Genomic DNA, 14,087 nt, shown 5'->3' with positions numbered 1-14,087 from the left:
GCTAAGTCCATATTATTATTTACTGTACTATGATTTTATAAAATGAAAGCACTCAAAGATTATATTCGATGCTAATATCACTAGAAGAGTACTCGAAATTGATTCAATACGAACTCAAGCATATCTCCCAGTGAAGGTGGCTACCGGTAGCCCTTCCCGTGTGCCCAACATAAGCGATAATCTGACCGGCATCTACCTGCTGCCCTGCAGTGACACAGATGCTGGAACAATGGGCGTAGAGGGTCGTCAGCCCGCCACTGTGGTCGATTTTAACATAATACCCGTAACTGCCTCCCCAACTGTCGGTGGCATTGGCGATTGTTACGGTACCATCTGCAGCAGCCAAAATTGGTGTACCCTCCGGAACAGCGATGTCGGTACCGCTATGGTAGCTGATTTCACCTGTGATAGGATCGGTACGGTAGCCTTGCGGTGATGTAATTGTTCCCGCAATCGGCAAGGGCCATTGGAGGGCTCCGTCTGCGAAAACAGTATCCATGCCGGGGGCCATGAGTTCCCCACTTCCCTGCACGAAGCCACCCAGTAGTTCACCCCAAAGGATTGTGGTATCTTCGCCTGACAGAAGTGTCAGGTATTCATTCTGCCTGTCTGTAAAGTGATAGGTTTCCCGCATTTCTTCCGGTGTATGGTGGGTCATTTCAATGATCAGGATGGTTTCTGTAATGGTTGTGGTTTCTGTCTCCCCCTCCCCATTTGTTTGTTCTACCTCCCGAGTTTGGGTTTCGGTGCGCCAATCCAGTTCGTTCATATCCCAAAGGACGGTGCGCAGCCGATCCACGTTGTCCTCATCCAAATAGGCAACAGCAGCACCATTGGCATCCCCTGATGTTTGCGACGCAAAAACCGCCAGGACATCCTGCCACGCAATGGCATAGCTGCCATCGTTGGACTCGATCTCCTGGCGGTCATAGTCTACACCGTTTTCAATTTCTTCCAACCGGTCCCGATATTCTTCGGTTAGCTGTTCCACGGCATCCTGTACGCTGATAGCATTCTCATCCGGGGATTCTTCAGCGAAGAAGATACCGTAAGCTGATCCTACCACAAGGGCAATTAAACAGATCAGCAGGATGACAAACACGGTTACCCAGCCGCCAGCAATCAGTGCAGCCGCAAGGCTCTGCAGGGCAGCCAACAGGTGCTGAATCGCCGAGTGTATTACAGTAATCACCTTTTTGGCTGCTTCTGCGCTTTCCCGGGCGGCCTGCTGGGCCCGATAGATCATTCTCTGTGTGCGTTGCACTGCTTGCCTTGCCTGTTTTTCTTTGCGGACGGTATTGGCAGCCGTGCGAAGTTGTTTTTGATCTCTATCGACACCGCGTACCCCTCGGGTAGATTTCTTGATCCGTTGCTGGCGCGCTTTGACATCGCGGCTTTGCTTCTGAGCAGTTCGTCGTTTCTGCTCCGTCTTGGCGTTTGCTTGCGGATCGGAGCCGGAGGCTTTACGGACTGCGTTTTTCTTCTCTCTCGGTTCCGGAGCATCTCTATACACGGAATCATCCTGTGGCGGTTTATCCGGTTCTTGTTTGCGAGTGAAACGATCTTTGGCAACGTCACCTGTTTTCCGCAATGCAAAGAGAACTCCATCTTCCAGATAGGCTTCTCCTTGCTGGACAGCATACTCTTCCATTTCCTGTGCAGAGGTATAGTTGCCACCAGACTTTGTGCGTGTTGCCGAAATTGCTTTTTCCTTACTTTTCAGCCATGCTTGCCGCACAAGGGTTTTCGGCAGCCGATTTGTTACGCGTTCTCTTGACGCGCGTCCAAAGGGTTTCTGCTTGGGCTCTTTGTGGGTATTCTCTTTCATTGAATCACCTGCTTTTTGAAAATATTATATAAAAAGGGCGGCCACCTGCTTTTCCGGCAGGTAGCCGCCCTTCATATATATCTATGGATTACATCGGCCACAGGCCGTATAGCCTCTGGCAATCAATTCATCTCGAGAAGCATCTGTAAACTCCTTGTTCTTTTCACTCATCTGATCAACGCTGGGGCAATCCGGAAAATGAAACTTTTTGGTGTGAGTGTTTAGCACATACTGTGCGGTCTGCGGTACCGCTGTGGCAAGGGGTTCTTCGGGAATGCTTTGGTTTCCAGTACTCCAGTCTTGGCACGGCTCTGTGCTGAACCAGCATTGGTGTCTGTCGGAATACACGGTAACTTCGCCCTGCTGATCGGTTCGGTACAGGGCAATTTCATGCCGTTGCAGAGCTTCCAGCGTCTGTTCTGTAGGGTGCCCATATGGGTTGTCCTCCCCCACGCTAAGTAAGGCATAGGCAGGAGCTGCCGCGTCCAACAGTTCTTCACTAGTGGAAGAGGAACTACCGTGATGCCCTACCACATATAAATCACAGGTCAGATCCTGCCCGGAAGCCACCATGTCCAGTTCTGCGTCCTGCTCGGCATCTCCGGTCAGCAGGCATTGGAAATTCCCGTAGCAAATACGCAGGCAGAGGGATTTGTCGTTGTCCGAATCATAGGCATAATTCCGGGGCCCTACAACTTGGATTTCTGCACCGCCCAGAGAGAAGGTATCTCCTTGAGCTGGATAAATCACCGGGACACTCTTTTCTCCCAGCACATTTTGCAGGGATTGGTAGATTTGGGTGTCGGTGGTGTAGTCCGGCATCAAAGCCTGCTCCACCGGTGTGGTATGAAGCACACCCACCAGACCACTGATGTGATCCTCGTCATAGTGGGAGGCTATCAGCCATTCCAATTCTTTCACAGCGTGCTGTTGGAGATAGGCAACCACATAGGAGGACGCGCCGCGACCGCCGCCGTCATACAACAGATACTCACCATTCGCTTGTACAAGAACGGAAAGCCCCTGCCCCACGTCCAGCATAGTCAGAGAGAATGTCGCATCGTTTGGCTCACCAACCGTTGGTGCGGCATATATTTCTTCAGGTATTGCGGTAACTGCCGGGGCTGTCGAAAGCGAAGTTGACGGAACCGCAGCACACGAAGCGGTACTAAGAGCAAGCACCGCCGACCAAAAAATACCACAGGCTTTTCGAAAACGCTCCTGCTTCATAAGAACTCCTTTGCTTGTGGAATCAGTGTATGCGAAAACAACCGCGAAAAAGGAAGAATTTCGTACTTTTCATTCCTTTTTTCAGCCAAAAAGCATATTGGATAAATATTTTTCCAACGGTCTTTCCTTATATCCGTATTCTACGGATATAGTTTATTATATTGTTTTGCCACCGTAGTTACAATAATGAAAAACGAATGGTGGAGACTTTTATGGAGCTGGATTATAAAGCTATTGGAAAGCGGATCAAAATTGCCCGTATCGGATTAGACCTTACGCAAGAGCAGCTGGCAGACAAGATATCTTTATCACCCACCCATATGAGTAACGTAGAAACGGGGACAACCAAGGTCAGTTTGACGACCATCGTAAAAATCGCCAACGCTTTGGGCGTCACAGTGGACGATTTACTGTGTGATAATTTGTTGCAGGCCCGTCCTCAATTTGAGCGTGATATGCAGGCATTGCTGGATACCTGCGAACCGTATGAAGTTCGTATCGCCTATGAAGTAGCCAAAGCTGCTGTAGAAACGGTCAGAACCAACGAGAAACTAAAGCAAGAATAATACAGGTACAAAACATCGTCCTTTTATGATATACTTATAAAAATGTCACACGGTCGTTTATCTCACTTTTATGAATCATCAAAGGAGCGCTTTGGCATGAATATTCTGTTCAGTTCCAAGGAATATGATTTTCATACGCTCATCAAGGTTGCGGAAATAGCGGGTCTTGCCGGTGTTGTGAGTTTTCATCAGGCGGGCGACGACTATCTGGTCACCTTCCCGGATGTGGAGAAAACCGAAGAGATCGTGAAGGACTACCGCGCGCGTCTGCGCGATCTGGAAAATAACATCTGGTCACACTGACCTTACATATGGGGACCGCCCTGGGCGGTCCTTTATTTTTTTGCTTCATATACCTCATCCTTTCAGTTGTTCGTCGGGCTTGGTCGTCATGAGGCGGTAGAGCTGCGTATCCTTGGGGAAGTTGTTGGTGAATGGAACCAGATTTCCTGCGCAGCGGATCAGTCCGCAACCAGCCGGCACATTGGTGATGTACCCCAGCTGGGTGTCCGAGATGTTCAGCAGTTTGGCCAACTCATCCCGGTCGGTTGCACTCTGGTTGAGCATGATCAGGAACTCGGAGTTGGCCAGCATCAGACGAGCGGTGTCGGAACGCAGCAGCTCATCCACATTCTGCGTCATGCCGGTGATCAGACCGTTGTACTTGCGGATGCGCTTCCAGAGCTTGTAGAAGAAATTGGCGCTGTACTCGTACCGGAACAGGATATAGAACTCGTCGCAGAAGATCCAGGTGCGATGCCCTCTCGCCCAATTTTTAATCACGCGGTTGTAGATGGCGTCCAGTGTCACCAGCATTCCGAGGGGCATCAGCTGTTCGCCCAGTTCGCGGATATCGTAGGCGATGATGCGCGCCTTGGTATCCACGTTGGTGGGCTGGGCAAAGGTCCCCAGGGTGCCGGTGATGAAGAGCTCCGAGGAGAGGGCCAACCCCTGCGCTTCCGGTTCCGGCTGCATCTTGAGCAGGCGGTAGAAGTCTTTCAACGTGGGGACTGCGCCCTTGTACCCGTTGCGGACATAGGGCATATAGACCTGCTCCGTGCAGCGGCCCAGGATGGATTTTTCCTTGGCGGTGACCAGCCCGCTGCCGATCAGCTGCTCAAACAGGCTCAAGACAAATTCGCTCTTGGACACAATGGGGTTCCGCTCATCACCATAGGCGCGGTCCATATCCAGCGCATTGATGTGGGTGTCCGATGTAGCCGAGATGCGGATGACCTCGCCGCCGAAGGCTTCCACCAGATGTCCGAACTCGGATTCCACGTCCAGAATCAAAATATCATCCTCTGTGGACAGGGCAATCTGAGCGATTTCCTCTTTTGCGCTCATGGACTTGCCGGAGCCGGACACGCCCAACCGGAAGCTGTTGCCGTTGAGCAGCTGCCGGCGATCCACCACGATGCGGTTCCGGCTGATGGTGTTCTGGCCATAGTAGAGTCCATGGGTCTGCATAATTTCCTGGGCGCGGAAAGGAACGAGCACCGCCGTGCTTTCGGTAGTCAGGGTGCGCAGCGCCTCGATGCGCCGCAATCCATAGGGCAGCACGGTGTCCAACCCATCCCGCTGCTGCCAGCGCAGCGTGGAAAGCTGGCACAGGTGCTTGCGGGCAACAGAGAGCAGCGATTCGGTATCATCATCCAGCTGTTCCTTGGTTCCTGCCATGTGGACGAGGGTGACCAGACCAAACATCATCCTCTGGTCGCGGGTGGTCAGATCATCCAGCATCTCCTTGGTTTCCTTGCGCTGAAGTTCCATGTCGTAAGGTACAATGGCCGACCAGTTGTTGTTGGCGTTCTGTTTCCGCTGCCAGTTGGTCACGTTGGTTTCTACACCCAACAGCGTATTCTGCAGCTGACGGGCGGCCTCATCGGTGGGAATGGGCAGAATATCGATGGACAACATTAGCTCACGATCCAGGTCGCAGAGCTCCGATACAAAGCTGTCCTTCAGATAGCTGGCGAAGTCCTGCAAGTAGAGTACCCGGCCCATGCGGTCATCAATCTTGAAATGGTCGGCGGAGAACTCCATACTGCTGGGACAAAGCCAGTCTTTGAAATGCTGGCCTCGCCGAGCCTTCTGGTGGATATCGAACTCGGTTGCCGGCGGGTCTGCAGGACGGAAAAAGTCCCGGAAGATCCGCAGGCGCTCATTGAGCGAAAGTTCCTGCGCCACCGAGGACAGCGCCGCCAGCTTGGTGGTCAGATCAGTGCCGACACGGGCAAAGTAGGTGCGGGCTTCCTCGATGTTGCGCTTGACGACACTGATGGTAAGGTACCGTTCCCGGACGATACTGTTATTGCTCTCGGTGACTTGAGCGCGCAGCATCTCGTTGAATTCTTCGCGGTAATTGTCCAACCCATCCTCCTTGAGAGGCAGCAGAACGGACCGCTCGAATTCTTCCTTGTTGATCCGCCGGTTGTACAGAGTTATCTTGGCCGAAGCACCGGAGTCCAGTGCATTGAGCAGGTCGCAGTAGTCCAGGAACATTGCCGTCTTATCTTCTTTGCCGGCAATCGAATAGTTGATGTCGGTGAACGACCAGGTCTTGGAGAACTGGTGGCCCACCTGGAAGATCCCGTCCGCCCAAATGCGGCGGATGGGAATGCAGTCCTGCACGCTGCGCGGAATACGGAACTTTACACGCTCCTGTTTCCGCGCTTTGGACAGGGTCTTGATCAATGGCGCTTCTCCTTACGGCTGCGCTTCTTCTGTTTGGGTTTCTTCATACGCATCCCTCCCTGGATCGCATCGTAGTAATAGCTGTTGGAACGATAGATCAGCCGCTTGGGGCTCAGAATCTCGGATTTGCACCACGCCCAAAACAGCTGCTCGGCAGTCATGCCGTGGTAGGAAAAAAATCCGCAGGCTGCGAAAGGCGCGGCGGCCAGGATGCAGACCCAGCCGATTTCCTCTGTTCCCAGCAGCGGACGGAGCAAAAAATAAACGCCCACCGCCACCCCGAGGGCCAGCAGTGAGCAGATAAACTGCCGGGTGTTGAGACCGAAGAAGATGGTCTCATGGTAGTCCCGGACTTCTTTGGGAATTTTGATTTCCATAAGCAATCACTTCTCTTTCTGTTACAGGCCCATGATTTCCTTGACGATCCGGTCACATCCCTTCACCGCACCAACCAACACCAGCAGGTTGAAGGCCAGTTCTCCCACATAGGTCCAGGTGGCGGTTACTACCGAGACGCTGGTATCCACAGCGGGCGGGCTGGAGGACACAGCGGAGAAGATGATGCAGGCCAAAGCAATGACTACGCCCTGCAGGCAGACACCGGCATAACTGCGCAGGAAGTTCTTGCCCACATTGGACGTGGGTTCTCCGGCAAAGGACGAAAGCGGAATGGGGGCAATGGCCGCATACATCCAAAGGGAAAACATACGGCCATACACGGTCAGGATCATCACGAAGGATAGTACGGTAATGAGCAGCCCGCCGATCAGAGTCACAGCCCAAAGCGGGATGGAATCCCAAAAACCCACCTGGTTGATGGCGTCAATCAGATCTTGGGGCAGTGTAACGGCGCTCATTCCGGACACGCCAGATTGGTTGATCACCGTGGAGACCATCCCCTGCACGATCTGGAAGATAGCCAGCATCAGATCCAGACCGTAGGTCACAGCTGCTTTGGCCAGGGCGAAGCGAATAAAGAGTTTGAGGGCCTGTTCGGGGCGTTTGGCCTCCACGAAGGTGCCGCAGGTCTTGACCACACCGGCTGCGAAGAAGAGTACCAGCAACCCGTAGCCAATGGCTTGCAGTGCCCCGTGGATGCCCACCATCACGGCCCATACCTGGCCGTCCTTGAAGGTCTGTGGACTTTGGGTCAGCAGCTGCCAGATCTCTCCCAGTTTGTCATTCCAGGTGGTCAGGGCAGCGTTGAGGTTGCTTACGATCCAGCTGTCACCCACGGTATATCACCTCCTTTCCTGATATATTCCGGCACATCAGACTCCGGTGCCAACGATCAGGTCCAGGATCTCTTTGGCGAAGGTGATGATGATGCCGCCGGCCAGCGTCAGGAAGCCCTGGCTGCGCTGGCTGGGATCATGGCTCTGCAGCGACAGACCCACCTGAACAATGCCCCAGCCCAGCAGGATCAGGCCGATGGCCCGGATGATGGAGAAGATGAAGGTACTGAGGTTGTTGACCACAGTCAGCGGATCACCGTCGGCCAGCACCGGCGTGGCGGCGCAGCAGACCAGAACCAGAGCAGCATACAGTGCGAAGGCGCGGCGGGTCAGACGTTTGGTGCGGGGCATATCAATCTTGTTGCGATGCATGGGCATCCCTCCTTGGATAAGTAAACATGGGTTTCGGTTGTTCGGCTGCCGGCAGGAAATCATCCATGTCCAGCAGCTCGTAGTTTTCAGCAGCACCTGCCAGATCCTCATGGGCATCCGGTGCAGCGGTGTAGTCATAGGGCGGCGCGCCGCCATCTTCGGTGAAGCGGATGTTCGGGTGCCAGAGCAGATTGTACTTCCAGTCCATGACCGGGCGTTCACCGCGCACGAACAGCAGCGCTTTGTCATTGGAAAGCAGGCGCACTTCGTCGGGGGTCATCAGGTCGCGGGCCGCTTGCTGGTGGCTGGTACTGCTGCTGCCGCTGCGGCCTCGAGAAAGGCTTCGGCTGGTGGTTTCCACCGTTTCCTTGCCGATCAGCTCGGAAACGTATTTGTGAGTTCCCTGCTCGTTGCCGCCCAGGTAAAGGAACTCATCGCACAGGCCCACCAGCGATTCCCAGCTGTCCTTGTACATGGATTTCAGCTGGGCGATGTTCTGCACAATGATGGAACAGAAGATGCCCCGAGAACGCATGGTTGCCAGTGCGGACAGGAAGCTGTCCTTGGGCAAAGCAATGTTGGCGAACTCGTCCATTAGGCAGTGGACCGGCACAGGAAGCCGTCCCCGATGGACACGGTCTGCCTGGTAGAAAAGCGTCTGGATCAGCTGGGTGTAGACCATGCCGACCAGATAGTTCAGGGAACGATCCGCATCGGGGATACAGCAGAACAGGGCCACTCGCTTTTCTCCCAGCTCGTCCAGATGCAGTTCATCGGTCATGGTCAGGCGGGCAATTTGAGGCAGATTGAAGGCAGCCAATCGGACACCGACGCTCACCAGGATGGACTTGGCGGTTTTGCCGGCGGCCTGTTTGTAGATGCCGTACTGCTTGACGGCAATGCTTTCCGGGTCACGCATGGCCAGACGTTCGAAGAGGATATCCAGGGGCGACTCGTAGCTCTCGTCCTTCTCCTTGACCTGGGCGCTGCCCAGCAGCTCCATGACCATGCCGAAGTTTTGTTCCTCCGGCGGAGCCTCATGCAGCAGATACAGCATGAGGGCCTGGAGCAGCGCAGTCTCGGATTTTTCCCAAAAAGGGTCGGAGCTCTGTGCATGGGGCGGCGTGGTGTTCTGAATGAGGTTGGAGATCAGCTGCAGCACATCCTTGTCATCCCGCACATACCGAAAGGGGTTATAGCAGAAGGACGCATCGGGGTTGAGCAGATCGAACACCCGAACTTCATACCCAATCTGCTTGAGAAAGCCACCGGTCTTGCGCAGGATCTCTCCCTTGGGATCGGTGATGACCATGGAGCAGCCGGTACATAAAGCACCTTTGCCGACGGTCAAACGCCCGGACTCCAGCACATTGGGCACCGCATAGGTACGGGTCTTGCCGGCACCTGCGCCGCCGACGATCAGCACGTTGGTGTTGTGCTTGTGCTTATAGCCATCCACTCCGATGCGGAAGTTGCGCGTCATCAGCAGGTTGGGGCCTTGGGTATCCCGGTAGCGACGGTTGAGCTCTTTGGCGTTTCCCCAGCGGGCGGAACCGTGTTCCTCACCCGGACGGGTGTTGCGGTGTTCACTGGATGCGACGAGGGCAATCACAGCATACAAACCGGTGAAGATCAGCAGGAAGCGAGGGGTCTGGCTGCTCCACGCAAGAGGAAGCGGCTGCGCCAACATCTCATTGCAGGCGTTCAGAAGGTCCGACAAATTCATGCCGGACCGCCAGCGCATGGCCATGGCAGCTGCAGCCCACCAAATCAGCGGAAGAGGCAGCAGCCAGATCCACCATGGAGTTGGCGTTTTCTGCAATCAGCGTTCAGCCTGTTTGTGGCGGGTGATGCCGCTTCGTTGCTGCAGCCGGCTGGCTTCCCAGTCTGTCCGCTTCTTCCACAGGGCAGGAAGGGCGTGCGGCAAAGCCGGGTCCACTTCTGCGGTATCGATGGTGAGCGTCTTGGCCAGTTCTTCGGCCAGATTCTCTTTGGGTTCGTCTTTGTGTTGAGCCGAAAAGAAATCCCTGGGGATATTGCTTCGATGCAGCCGGTACTCGATCTCGGTCTGCAGCATCTGGTGTTCCAGATCCTGGTCAAACCCACCTACATCGTATCTCCGGATCAGCGCACGGTTCATGCAGATACGTTCCACCTGCTGCGGCAGATCCTTGCAATCCGGATAGCGGCGGCGCAGTGCCTGACCATCGGGGGCATCCGGTCTGAACAGAGCAAGATATTTCTTGCCGGTATAGGCATACATGGCGATATACCCACACAGTTCCCATTCGGCTTCGCCGAAGGGCACCCGCATCCTGGCCAGACGGTCAGGATCGGCCAAGGCAGACAAATACACGGCCCGTCCCTGCATGACCAGCCAGGCGCGGAAATCCATGAAACGGTCATCGGAAGTGCCATAGTTAATGATAGCGGCCGCCGCACACAGCTTGGGTGTGTCGGCCAGCTGCATAAAGGCTTCCTGCAGCCGGTACCAGGCAAAGAATTCCCGGTCAGGCAGCTTGGTCAGTTCCCAAAACAGGGCCTCCATCATGGAGGCTTCATTCTGCGGGTCGGCCACCTGTTGGGCCCGTTCAATCAGGCTCCAGAAATCATCGGTATTCAAGAACATCCCTCCTTTTCGAATCGCTGCCGCAGGGCAGTAAAAAAGGCCCGCCCGGTGATGGGCAGGCCCTGTGCAGTTCTTTCTTCTTCCAAAGCAAAACGGACATCCAGTTGTCGGGCAGTGTAGTCGGCACGGAAAGGCTGCCAGGTATGGGCATCCATTTTCAGAAGCCGCTGCCAAAGATCCGGGCAATGTTTACGAAGCTTCCGCAGTTCCGACAGCGGCTGCAAAGGACAGCACCAGCAGGAAACCCTGCGAAAGATATCGTACAGTCCACCCCAGTCGAAGCCGCGGGCATAGCAATAGTTGAGGCAGTCTGCTTCAGTCATCCCCCATTCCACCAACGGGTAGTGCAGGTCCTTACAGCGGTGTACTTCGTCCGCGGCAATGCCTACATACTGTACCAGATGATACTGCCTGCGCAGATCTCGCAGGTGCTTGTTGATGACGTGGGTTTTCAGGCGTCCGGTACACCAGCGGCAGGAATGGGAGGGCCAGCTGAGGCCCCGGTTCGTGACCAGACGGGCGGTAGACTTGGCGGTATACTCGTAGAAGTACTGTTCTGCCGTCATCGGGGCTTTCAGACGGGTAATGGGCCGCCCGATATAGCGTTCCAGACTGGTCAGGTGATCGTACATCTGCGGAAATTCCCAACCGGTGTCACAGAACAGAATCTCATCGATGGGCCGGGCTTCCTCCAGAAGCCGAAGAAGCATTGCCGTCGAATCTTTTCCACCCGACAGCGATGCGATGGTATAGACAGGTTTCAGATTGTTGGGTTCCAACACCTCCTAAAAGAAAAATGCCAGGGAAAATTCCCTGGCAGGATACAGATGGTAATTCAGCGCGTATGACCGAAGAGATGGAAAGGCACTTTGGCCCGCAGCAGATTGGCAAGGGCCGCATCGGCGGCATCGGTGTAACCACCACTGGCAATGCGCTGGTTGCGCAGATCATTGAGGGCATTCCTTGCCAGCAGGTATTCGGCATCCCCCAGGCGCAGACGTCCGGGGTCTGTTGCATCGATGCGCAGGATCAGCTGGCCGATTTCGGCATAGGGTTTGCCACTGGCTTTTTTCTCCCGATACTGCGCATGGAGTGCGCGGATGAGAATACTTTTATCGTTCCGGTCCATCTTCATTACACGTTCACTCATAAGGGGATGCCTCCTTTTCTTTCTGGTGGTTTCTATTACGGAAACCATACCACAGCTATCCTTGAATAGCTATCCCTCAAATGAAAACAAACGGAAAACTTTTACCCGCGGACCGGACCATCCCGGTGGATTCGGATAGGCGACCTGGGCATGGGGGAATGTTCCTTGCGGGCGGCCAGAATGGCGCGGATCTCGCCCAATTCCAGTCGGACGCTGGGACGCTTACCCCGGGCCCGCACCTGGTCGGCGCGGAATCCGGGCCACATAGGCGGCGATTTCTCGTTGTTGTTCGAGGAAGGCATGGACGGAGGGGCGGGTTCCGGCTCCGTCTGGTGACGGGCCGGGGAAGGAAAAACCGGCGGTGCTTCCTCCTTCTGAGGCTCTTTCTGCGGAGTGTCCGGTGCTTCAGTGGGCATAGCCTCCATGTCCTGCGCCACCTCGTCCACCGCTTCTGCCATGCCGGTGTCCACCACATCCAGCTGCAGGCGGTCAAAGATCCGATTCACCTTGGAGGCGTCATCGGCCAGGATTGCGATCTCGATATGGTCGGGATCGGTTTTGTCCCGCATGGGGACAAACAGCAGGCCGTGCATCTTCGCTTCATGGGCGAACTCCCGCATCCGATCTTTCTCCACCGAGAAGAACTTCAGCGGCTTGCCTTCCCGCAGCAGGCGGACCAGACGGGTTTTGCCGTGGGTCTTTTTCTGGTCCTTGAGTACCGCGGCTACAAACTTGGCAAAGGTGATCGCCGCCGATCCCGAAAGACGCAGGGCAACTTCGGTGCCCTCAAGCGAGTAGCGAACGACCTGATCCGCCGGTTCTGCACCGTAGTTCATCTGGCTTCTCCTTTGTGACGCTGTACGTCTTTGGCCTTCGGACGGCTGATCACCTCAAAAGAATCCGTTCCGGGCAGAAGGCTCAGAGCCCGTCCGTTGTCCCAATTCATAAGCAGCTGACCCGCATCGTCCACGGCCAACACCGTGCCGGTCGTACCGGGCGGAATGGGCTGGGGATCGTCGGGCATATTCAGCAACCGAACACGGGTGCCGGGCGGGTAATGATCACGGGCGTATTGGACCCGGTAATTCCATTGATTCGCGTTCATGGGCATTGCTCCTTTCTTGTTCGGCACGGCGCTTTTGTTCTTCTTCCTGGCGCTGTGCCATTTCCAGCGAATGTTCTTCGATTTGCTTGCACAATTTGATGGTCTTGCGGAGTTCCCGCAGACGTTGGGTAATCAGCGGGATTTGGTCACTTTTCGGGTTAACCTTGTATAGACGGTTGCGCTCTGCGTTCAGTTGCCGCACCTTCGCTTCCGTTTGGGCACGGAGATCTCGCAGCTGTGCCAGAGTGCTGATATCCCGGCGCATCAGAAATTCGTACTGCTCAATTCGTTTGTCTAGCTGACGGATTTCCTCCCGCACGGCCGGGGATGGATGCCAAGGTTTCCGGGGAAAGACTCCCAGCATATACAGTTCCCGATAATAGAAAGCGCGCAAGCTCAAAGGCTTGCGCGCTTTCCGGTAGATTCCGTGTAGCCGGGTATGATGGACGTGTGGTTCTGCTGGGTAGGTTTTCTGCGAGTAGAGGAGGCGCTGTTTGATGGTCTCCGGGGTATACTGCTTTCCCAGGGTTTTGAAACGAATCGGGCGAGGTTTTCCGGGCGGCTGCAGCGTAGGATATTTCCGATTGAAACGGAAGGTGTATCCTTTCTGACTTAAACACTGCAGAAATTGCCGCCAGGTCAGAGCCTGTGAGATCGCTTCATTCACGTCCTGGCGCACCATAGATGTCCAGTTTGGACGATTCTCCTGTTCGTCCAGCCAAACGTGATACGGCATGGAGGACTGTTCACTTTCTTTGGTCTCAATGATGGATAGTCCATATTTTCTGCAGAGCGCATCGGAACGGGCCCGCACCTCGGTATAGTAGGACTTGGCATTGCTGTGGTATTTCCGGCCATTGTCCAGAGCCACCGAACACCACACAATATGATTGTGATAGTGTTTGGTATTGAGGTGAGTGGTAACCACCGCCTGAAAACGGCCTTGCAGCAGCTGCTCAGCCAGCTCCACCCCGATCTGATGAGCCAGTTCCGGCGTAACTTCTCCCTCAGCAAAACTTTGAACAAGGTGGTATCCCTGCACACCGGCAGTTTGCTGCCAGCGCTGTACCGTATCCCGCATATCCTCAAAGGCGGTTTCGCATACACAGCTGAGTCCCGTTTCAAAACAATCCGACTCCGTCTTATCCCGGTTGAGGGCGTAATCCACTGCGTCCTGCAAAGACTTGGGGCCGCGTGTTGTCTTGGCTTTATCCCGCACATAGTCCACCGCTCGGTCCAGGCGGCGGACGGGGATAATGGATGTATAGGCCATAA

Annotated in this window: 15 protein-coding genes; 2 read left to right on the top strand and 13 right to left on the bottom strand. The window is 54.9% G+C overall.

Annotated features, from left to right (window positions below; genetic code table 11):
* Positions 1-103 precede the first annotated feature (103 nt).
* Entirely contained in the window at positions 104-1,828 is a 1,725-nt protein-coding gene (locus tag TQ39_RS21695; RefSeq protein ID WP_242853502.1) for a M23 family metallopeptidase, read from the bottom strand.
* An 81-nt stretch (positions 1,829-1,909) separates the two neighbouring features.
* Positions 1,910-3,058, bottom strand: coding sequence for a ComEC/Rec2 family competence protein (locus tag TQ39_RS13105; RefSeq protein WP_050005843.1), 1,149 nt, complete (start codon positions 3,056-3,058; stop codon positions 1,910-1,912).
* Between the two features lie 212 nt (positions 3,059-3,270).
* Here TQ39_RS13105 and TQ39_RS13100 point away from each other — a divergent pair, with 212 nt between their 5' ends.
* The gene (locus TQ39_RS13100; protein ID WP_050005875.1) at positions 3,271-3,624 is read left to right on the top strand and encodes a helix-turn-helix domain-containing protein; all 354 of its coding nucleotides are present in this window, start codon (positions 3,271-3,273) and stop codon (positions 3,622-3,624) included.
* A 96-nt stretch (positions 3,625-3,720) separates the two neighbouring features.
* Positions 3,721-3,927, top strand: coding sequence for a hypothetical protein (locus tag TQ39_RS13095; protein WP_050005842.1), 207 nt, complete (start codon positions 3,721-3,723; stop codon positions 3,925-3,927).
* 54 nt (positions 3,928-3,981) lie between these two features.
* On the opposite strand, the gene TQ39_RS13090 is transcribed toward TQ39_RS13095, so the two are convergent.
* The 11 genes from TQ39_RS13090 to TQ39_RS13040 all read right to left on the bottom strand — a co-directional run bounded on the left by TQ39_RS13090 (position 3,982) and on the right by TQ39_RS13040 (position 14,085).
* Positions 3,982-6,321 (bottom strand): VirB4-like conjugal transfer ATPase, CD1110 family, encoded by a 2,340-nt coding sequence (locus TQ39_RS13090; protein WP_050005841.1) that lies wholly within the window; start codon positions 6,319-6,321, stop codon positions 3,982-3,984.
* Positions 6,318-6,698: a PrgI family protein gene (locus tag TQ39_RS13085; RefSeq protein WP_050005840.1), complete on the bottom strand. Its 381-nt coding sequence runs from the start codon at positions 6,696-6,698 to the stop codon at positions 6,318-6,320. Before TQ39_RS13085 ends, TQ39_RS13090 begins: the two co-directional genes overlap by 4 nt.
* Before the next feature lie 21 nt (positions 6,699-6,719).
* Complete coding sequence (locus TQ39_RS13080; protein WP_050005839.1) at positions 6,720-7,556, bottom strand: VirB6/TrbL-like conjugal transfer protein, CD1112 family; 837 nt, start codon at positions 7,554-7,556, stop codon at positions 6,720-6,722.
* 36 nt (positions 7,557-7,592) lie between these two features.
* Complete coding sequence (locus TQ39_RS13075) at positions 7,593-7,928, bottom strand: TrbC/VirB2 family protein (RefSeq protein ID WP_242853501.1); 336 nt, start codon at positions 7,926-7,928, stop codon at positions 7,593-7,595.
* Positions 7,909-9,678, bottom strand: a complete 1,770-nt coding sequence (locus TQ39_RS13070; protein WP_050005874.1) for a VirD4-like conjugal transfer protein, CD1115 family — start codon at positions 9,676-9,678, stop codon at positions 7,909-7,911. The genes TQ39_RS13075 and TQ39_RS13070 overlap by 20 nt, the downstream gene beginning before the upstream one ends.
* Before the next feature lie 72 nt (positions 9,679-9,750).
* The gene (locus tag TQ39_RS13065; RefSeq protein ID WP_050005837.1) at positions 9,751-10,551 is read right to left on the bottom strand and encodes a DUF4240 domain-containing protein; all 801 of its coding nucleotides are present in this window, start codon (positions 10,549-10,551) and stop codon (positions 9,751-9,753) included.
* A complete protein-coding gene (locus TQ39_RS13060) occupies positions 10,548-11,336 on the bottom strand; it encodes a phosphoadenosine phosphosulfate reductase domain-containing protein (protein ID WP_242853500.1) in 789 nt (262 codons plus the stop codon). The genes TQ39_RS13065 and TQ39_RS13060 overlap by 4 nt, the downstream gene beginning before the upstream one ends.
* Before the next feature lie 56 nt (positions 11,337-11,392).
* Positions 11,393-11,707: a hypothetical protein gene (locus tag TQ39_RS13055; RefSeq protein WP_050005835.1), complete on the bottom strand. Its 315-nt coding sequence runs from the start codon at positions 11,705-11,707 to the stop codon at positions 11,393-11,395.
* 101 nt (positions 11,708-11,808) lie between these two features.
* A complete protein-coding gene (locus tag TQ39_RS13050) occupies positions 11,809-12,543 on the bottom strand; it encodes a PcfB family protein (RefSeq protein WP_050005834.1) in 735 nt (244 codons plus the stop codon).
* Positions 12,540-12,812 carry a DUF4314 domain-containing protein gene (locus TQ39_RS13045; protein WP_050005833.1) on the bottom strand — a complete coding sequence of 91 codons (273 nt, stop codon included), beginning with the start codon at positions 12,810-12,812 and terminating at the stop codon, positions 12,540-12,542. The genes TQ39_RS13050 and TQ39_RS13045 overlap by 4 nt, the downstream gene beginning before the upstream one ends.
* Positions 12,769-14,085 (bottom strand): relaxase/mobilization nuclease domain-containing protein, encoded by a 1,317-nt coding sequence (locus tag TQ39_RS13040; protein WP_050005832.1) that lies wholly within the window; start codon positions 14,083-14,085, stop codon positions 12,769-12,771. Before TQ39_RS13040 ends, TQ39_RS13045 begins: the two co-directional genes overlap by 44 nt.
* Positions 14,086-14,087 lie beyond the last annotated feature (2 nt).

This window comes from Ruthenibacterium lactatiformans, assembly GCF_000949455.1.
Classification (GTDB): Bacteria; Bacillota; Clostridia; order Oscillospirales; family Ruminococcaceae; genus Ruthenibacterium; species Ruthenibacterium lactatiformans.
This window is presented reverse-complemented; position numbering and strand designations above follow the sequence as displayed.

Bases quoted from the DNA above. Each gene is read 5' to 3' on its own strand.
- TQ39_RS13045 (WP_050005833.1), bottom strand. From the start codon at position 12,812: ATGAACGCGAATCAATGGAATTACCGGGTCCAATACGCCCGTGATCAT.
- TQ39_RS13040 (WP_050005832.1), bottom strand. From the start codon at position 14,085: ATGGCCTATACATCCATTATCCCCGTCCGCCGCCTGGACCGAGCGGTG.
- TQ39_RS13085 (WP_050005840.1), bottom strand. From the start codon at position 6,698: ATGGAAATCAAAATTCCCAAAGAAGTCCGGGACTACCATGAGACCATC.
- TQ39_RS13050 (WP_050005834.1), bottom strand. From the start codon at position 12,543: ATGAACTACGGTGCAGAACCGGCGGATCAGGTCGTTCGCTACTCGCTT.
- TQ39_RS13070 (WP_050005874.1), bottom strand. From the start codon at position 9,678: ATGGCCATGCGCTGGCGGTCCGGCATGAATTTGTCGGACCTTCTGAAC.
- TQ39_RS13105 (WP_050005843.1), bottom strand. From the start codon at position 3,058: ATGAAGCAGGAGCGTTTTCGAAAAGCCTGTGGTATTTTTTGGTCGGCG.
- TQ39_RS13075 (WP_242853501.1), bottom strand. From the start codon at position 7,928: ATGCATCGCAACAAGATTGATATGCCCCGCACCAAACGTCTGACCCGC.
- TQ39_RS21695 (WP_242853502.1), bottom strand. From the start codon at position 1,828: ATGAAAGAGAATACCCACAAAGAGCCCAAGCAGAAACCCTTTGGACGC.
- TQ39_RS13095 (WP_050005842.1), top strand. From the start codon at position 3,721: ATGAATATTCTGTTCAGTTCCAAGGAATATGATTTTCATACGCTCATC.
- TQ39_RS13100 (WP_050005875.1), top strand. From the start codon at position 3,271: ATGGAGCTGGATTATAAAGCTATTGGAAAGCGGATCAAAATTGCCCGT.
- TQ39_RS13055 (WP_050005835.1), bottom strand. From the start codon at position 11,707: ATGAGTGAACGTGTAATGAAGATGGACCGGAACGATAAAAGTATTCTC.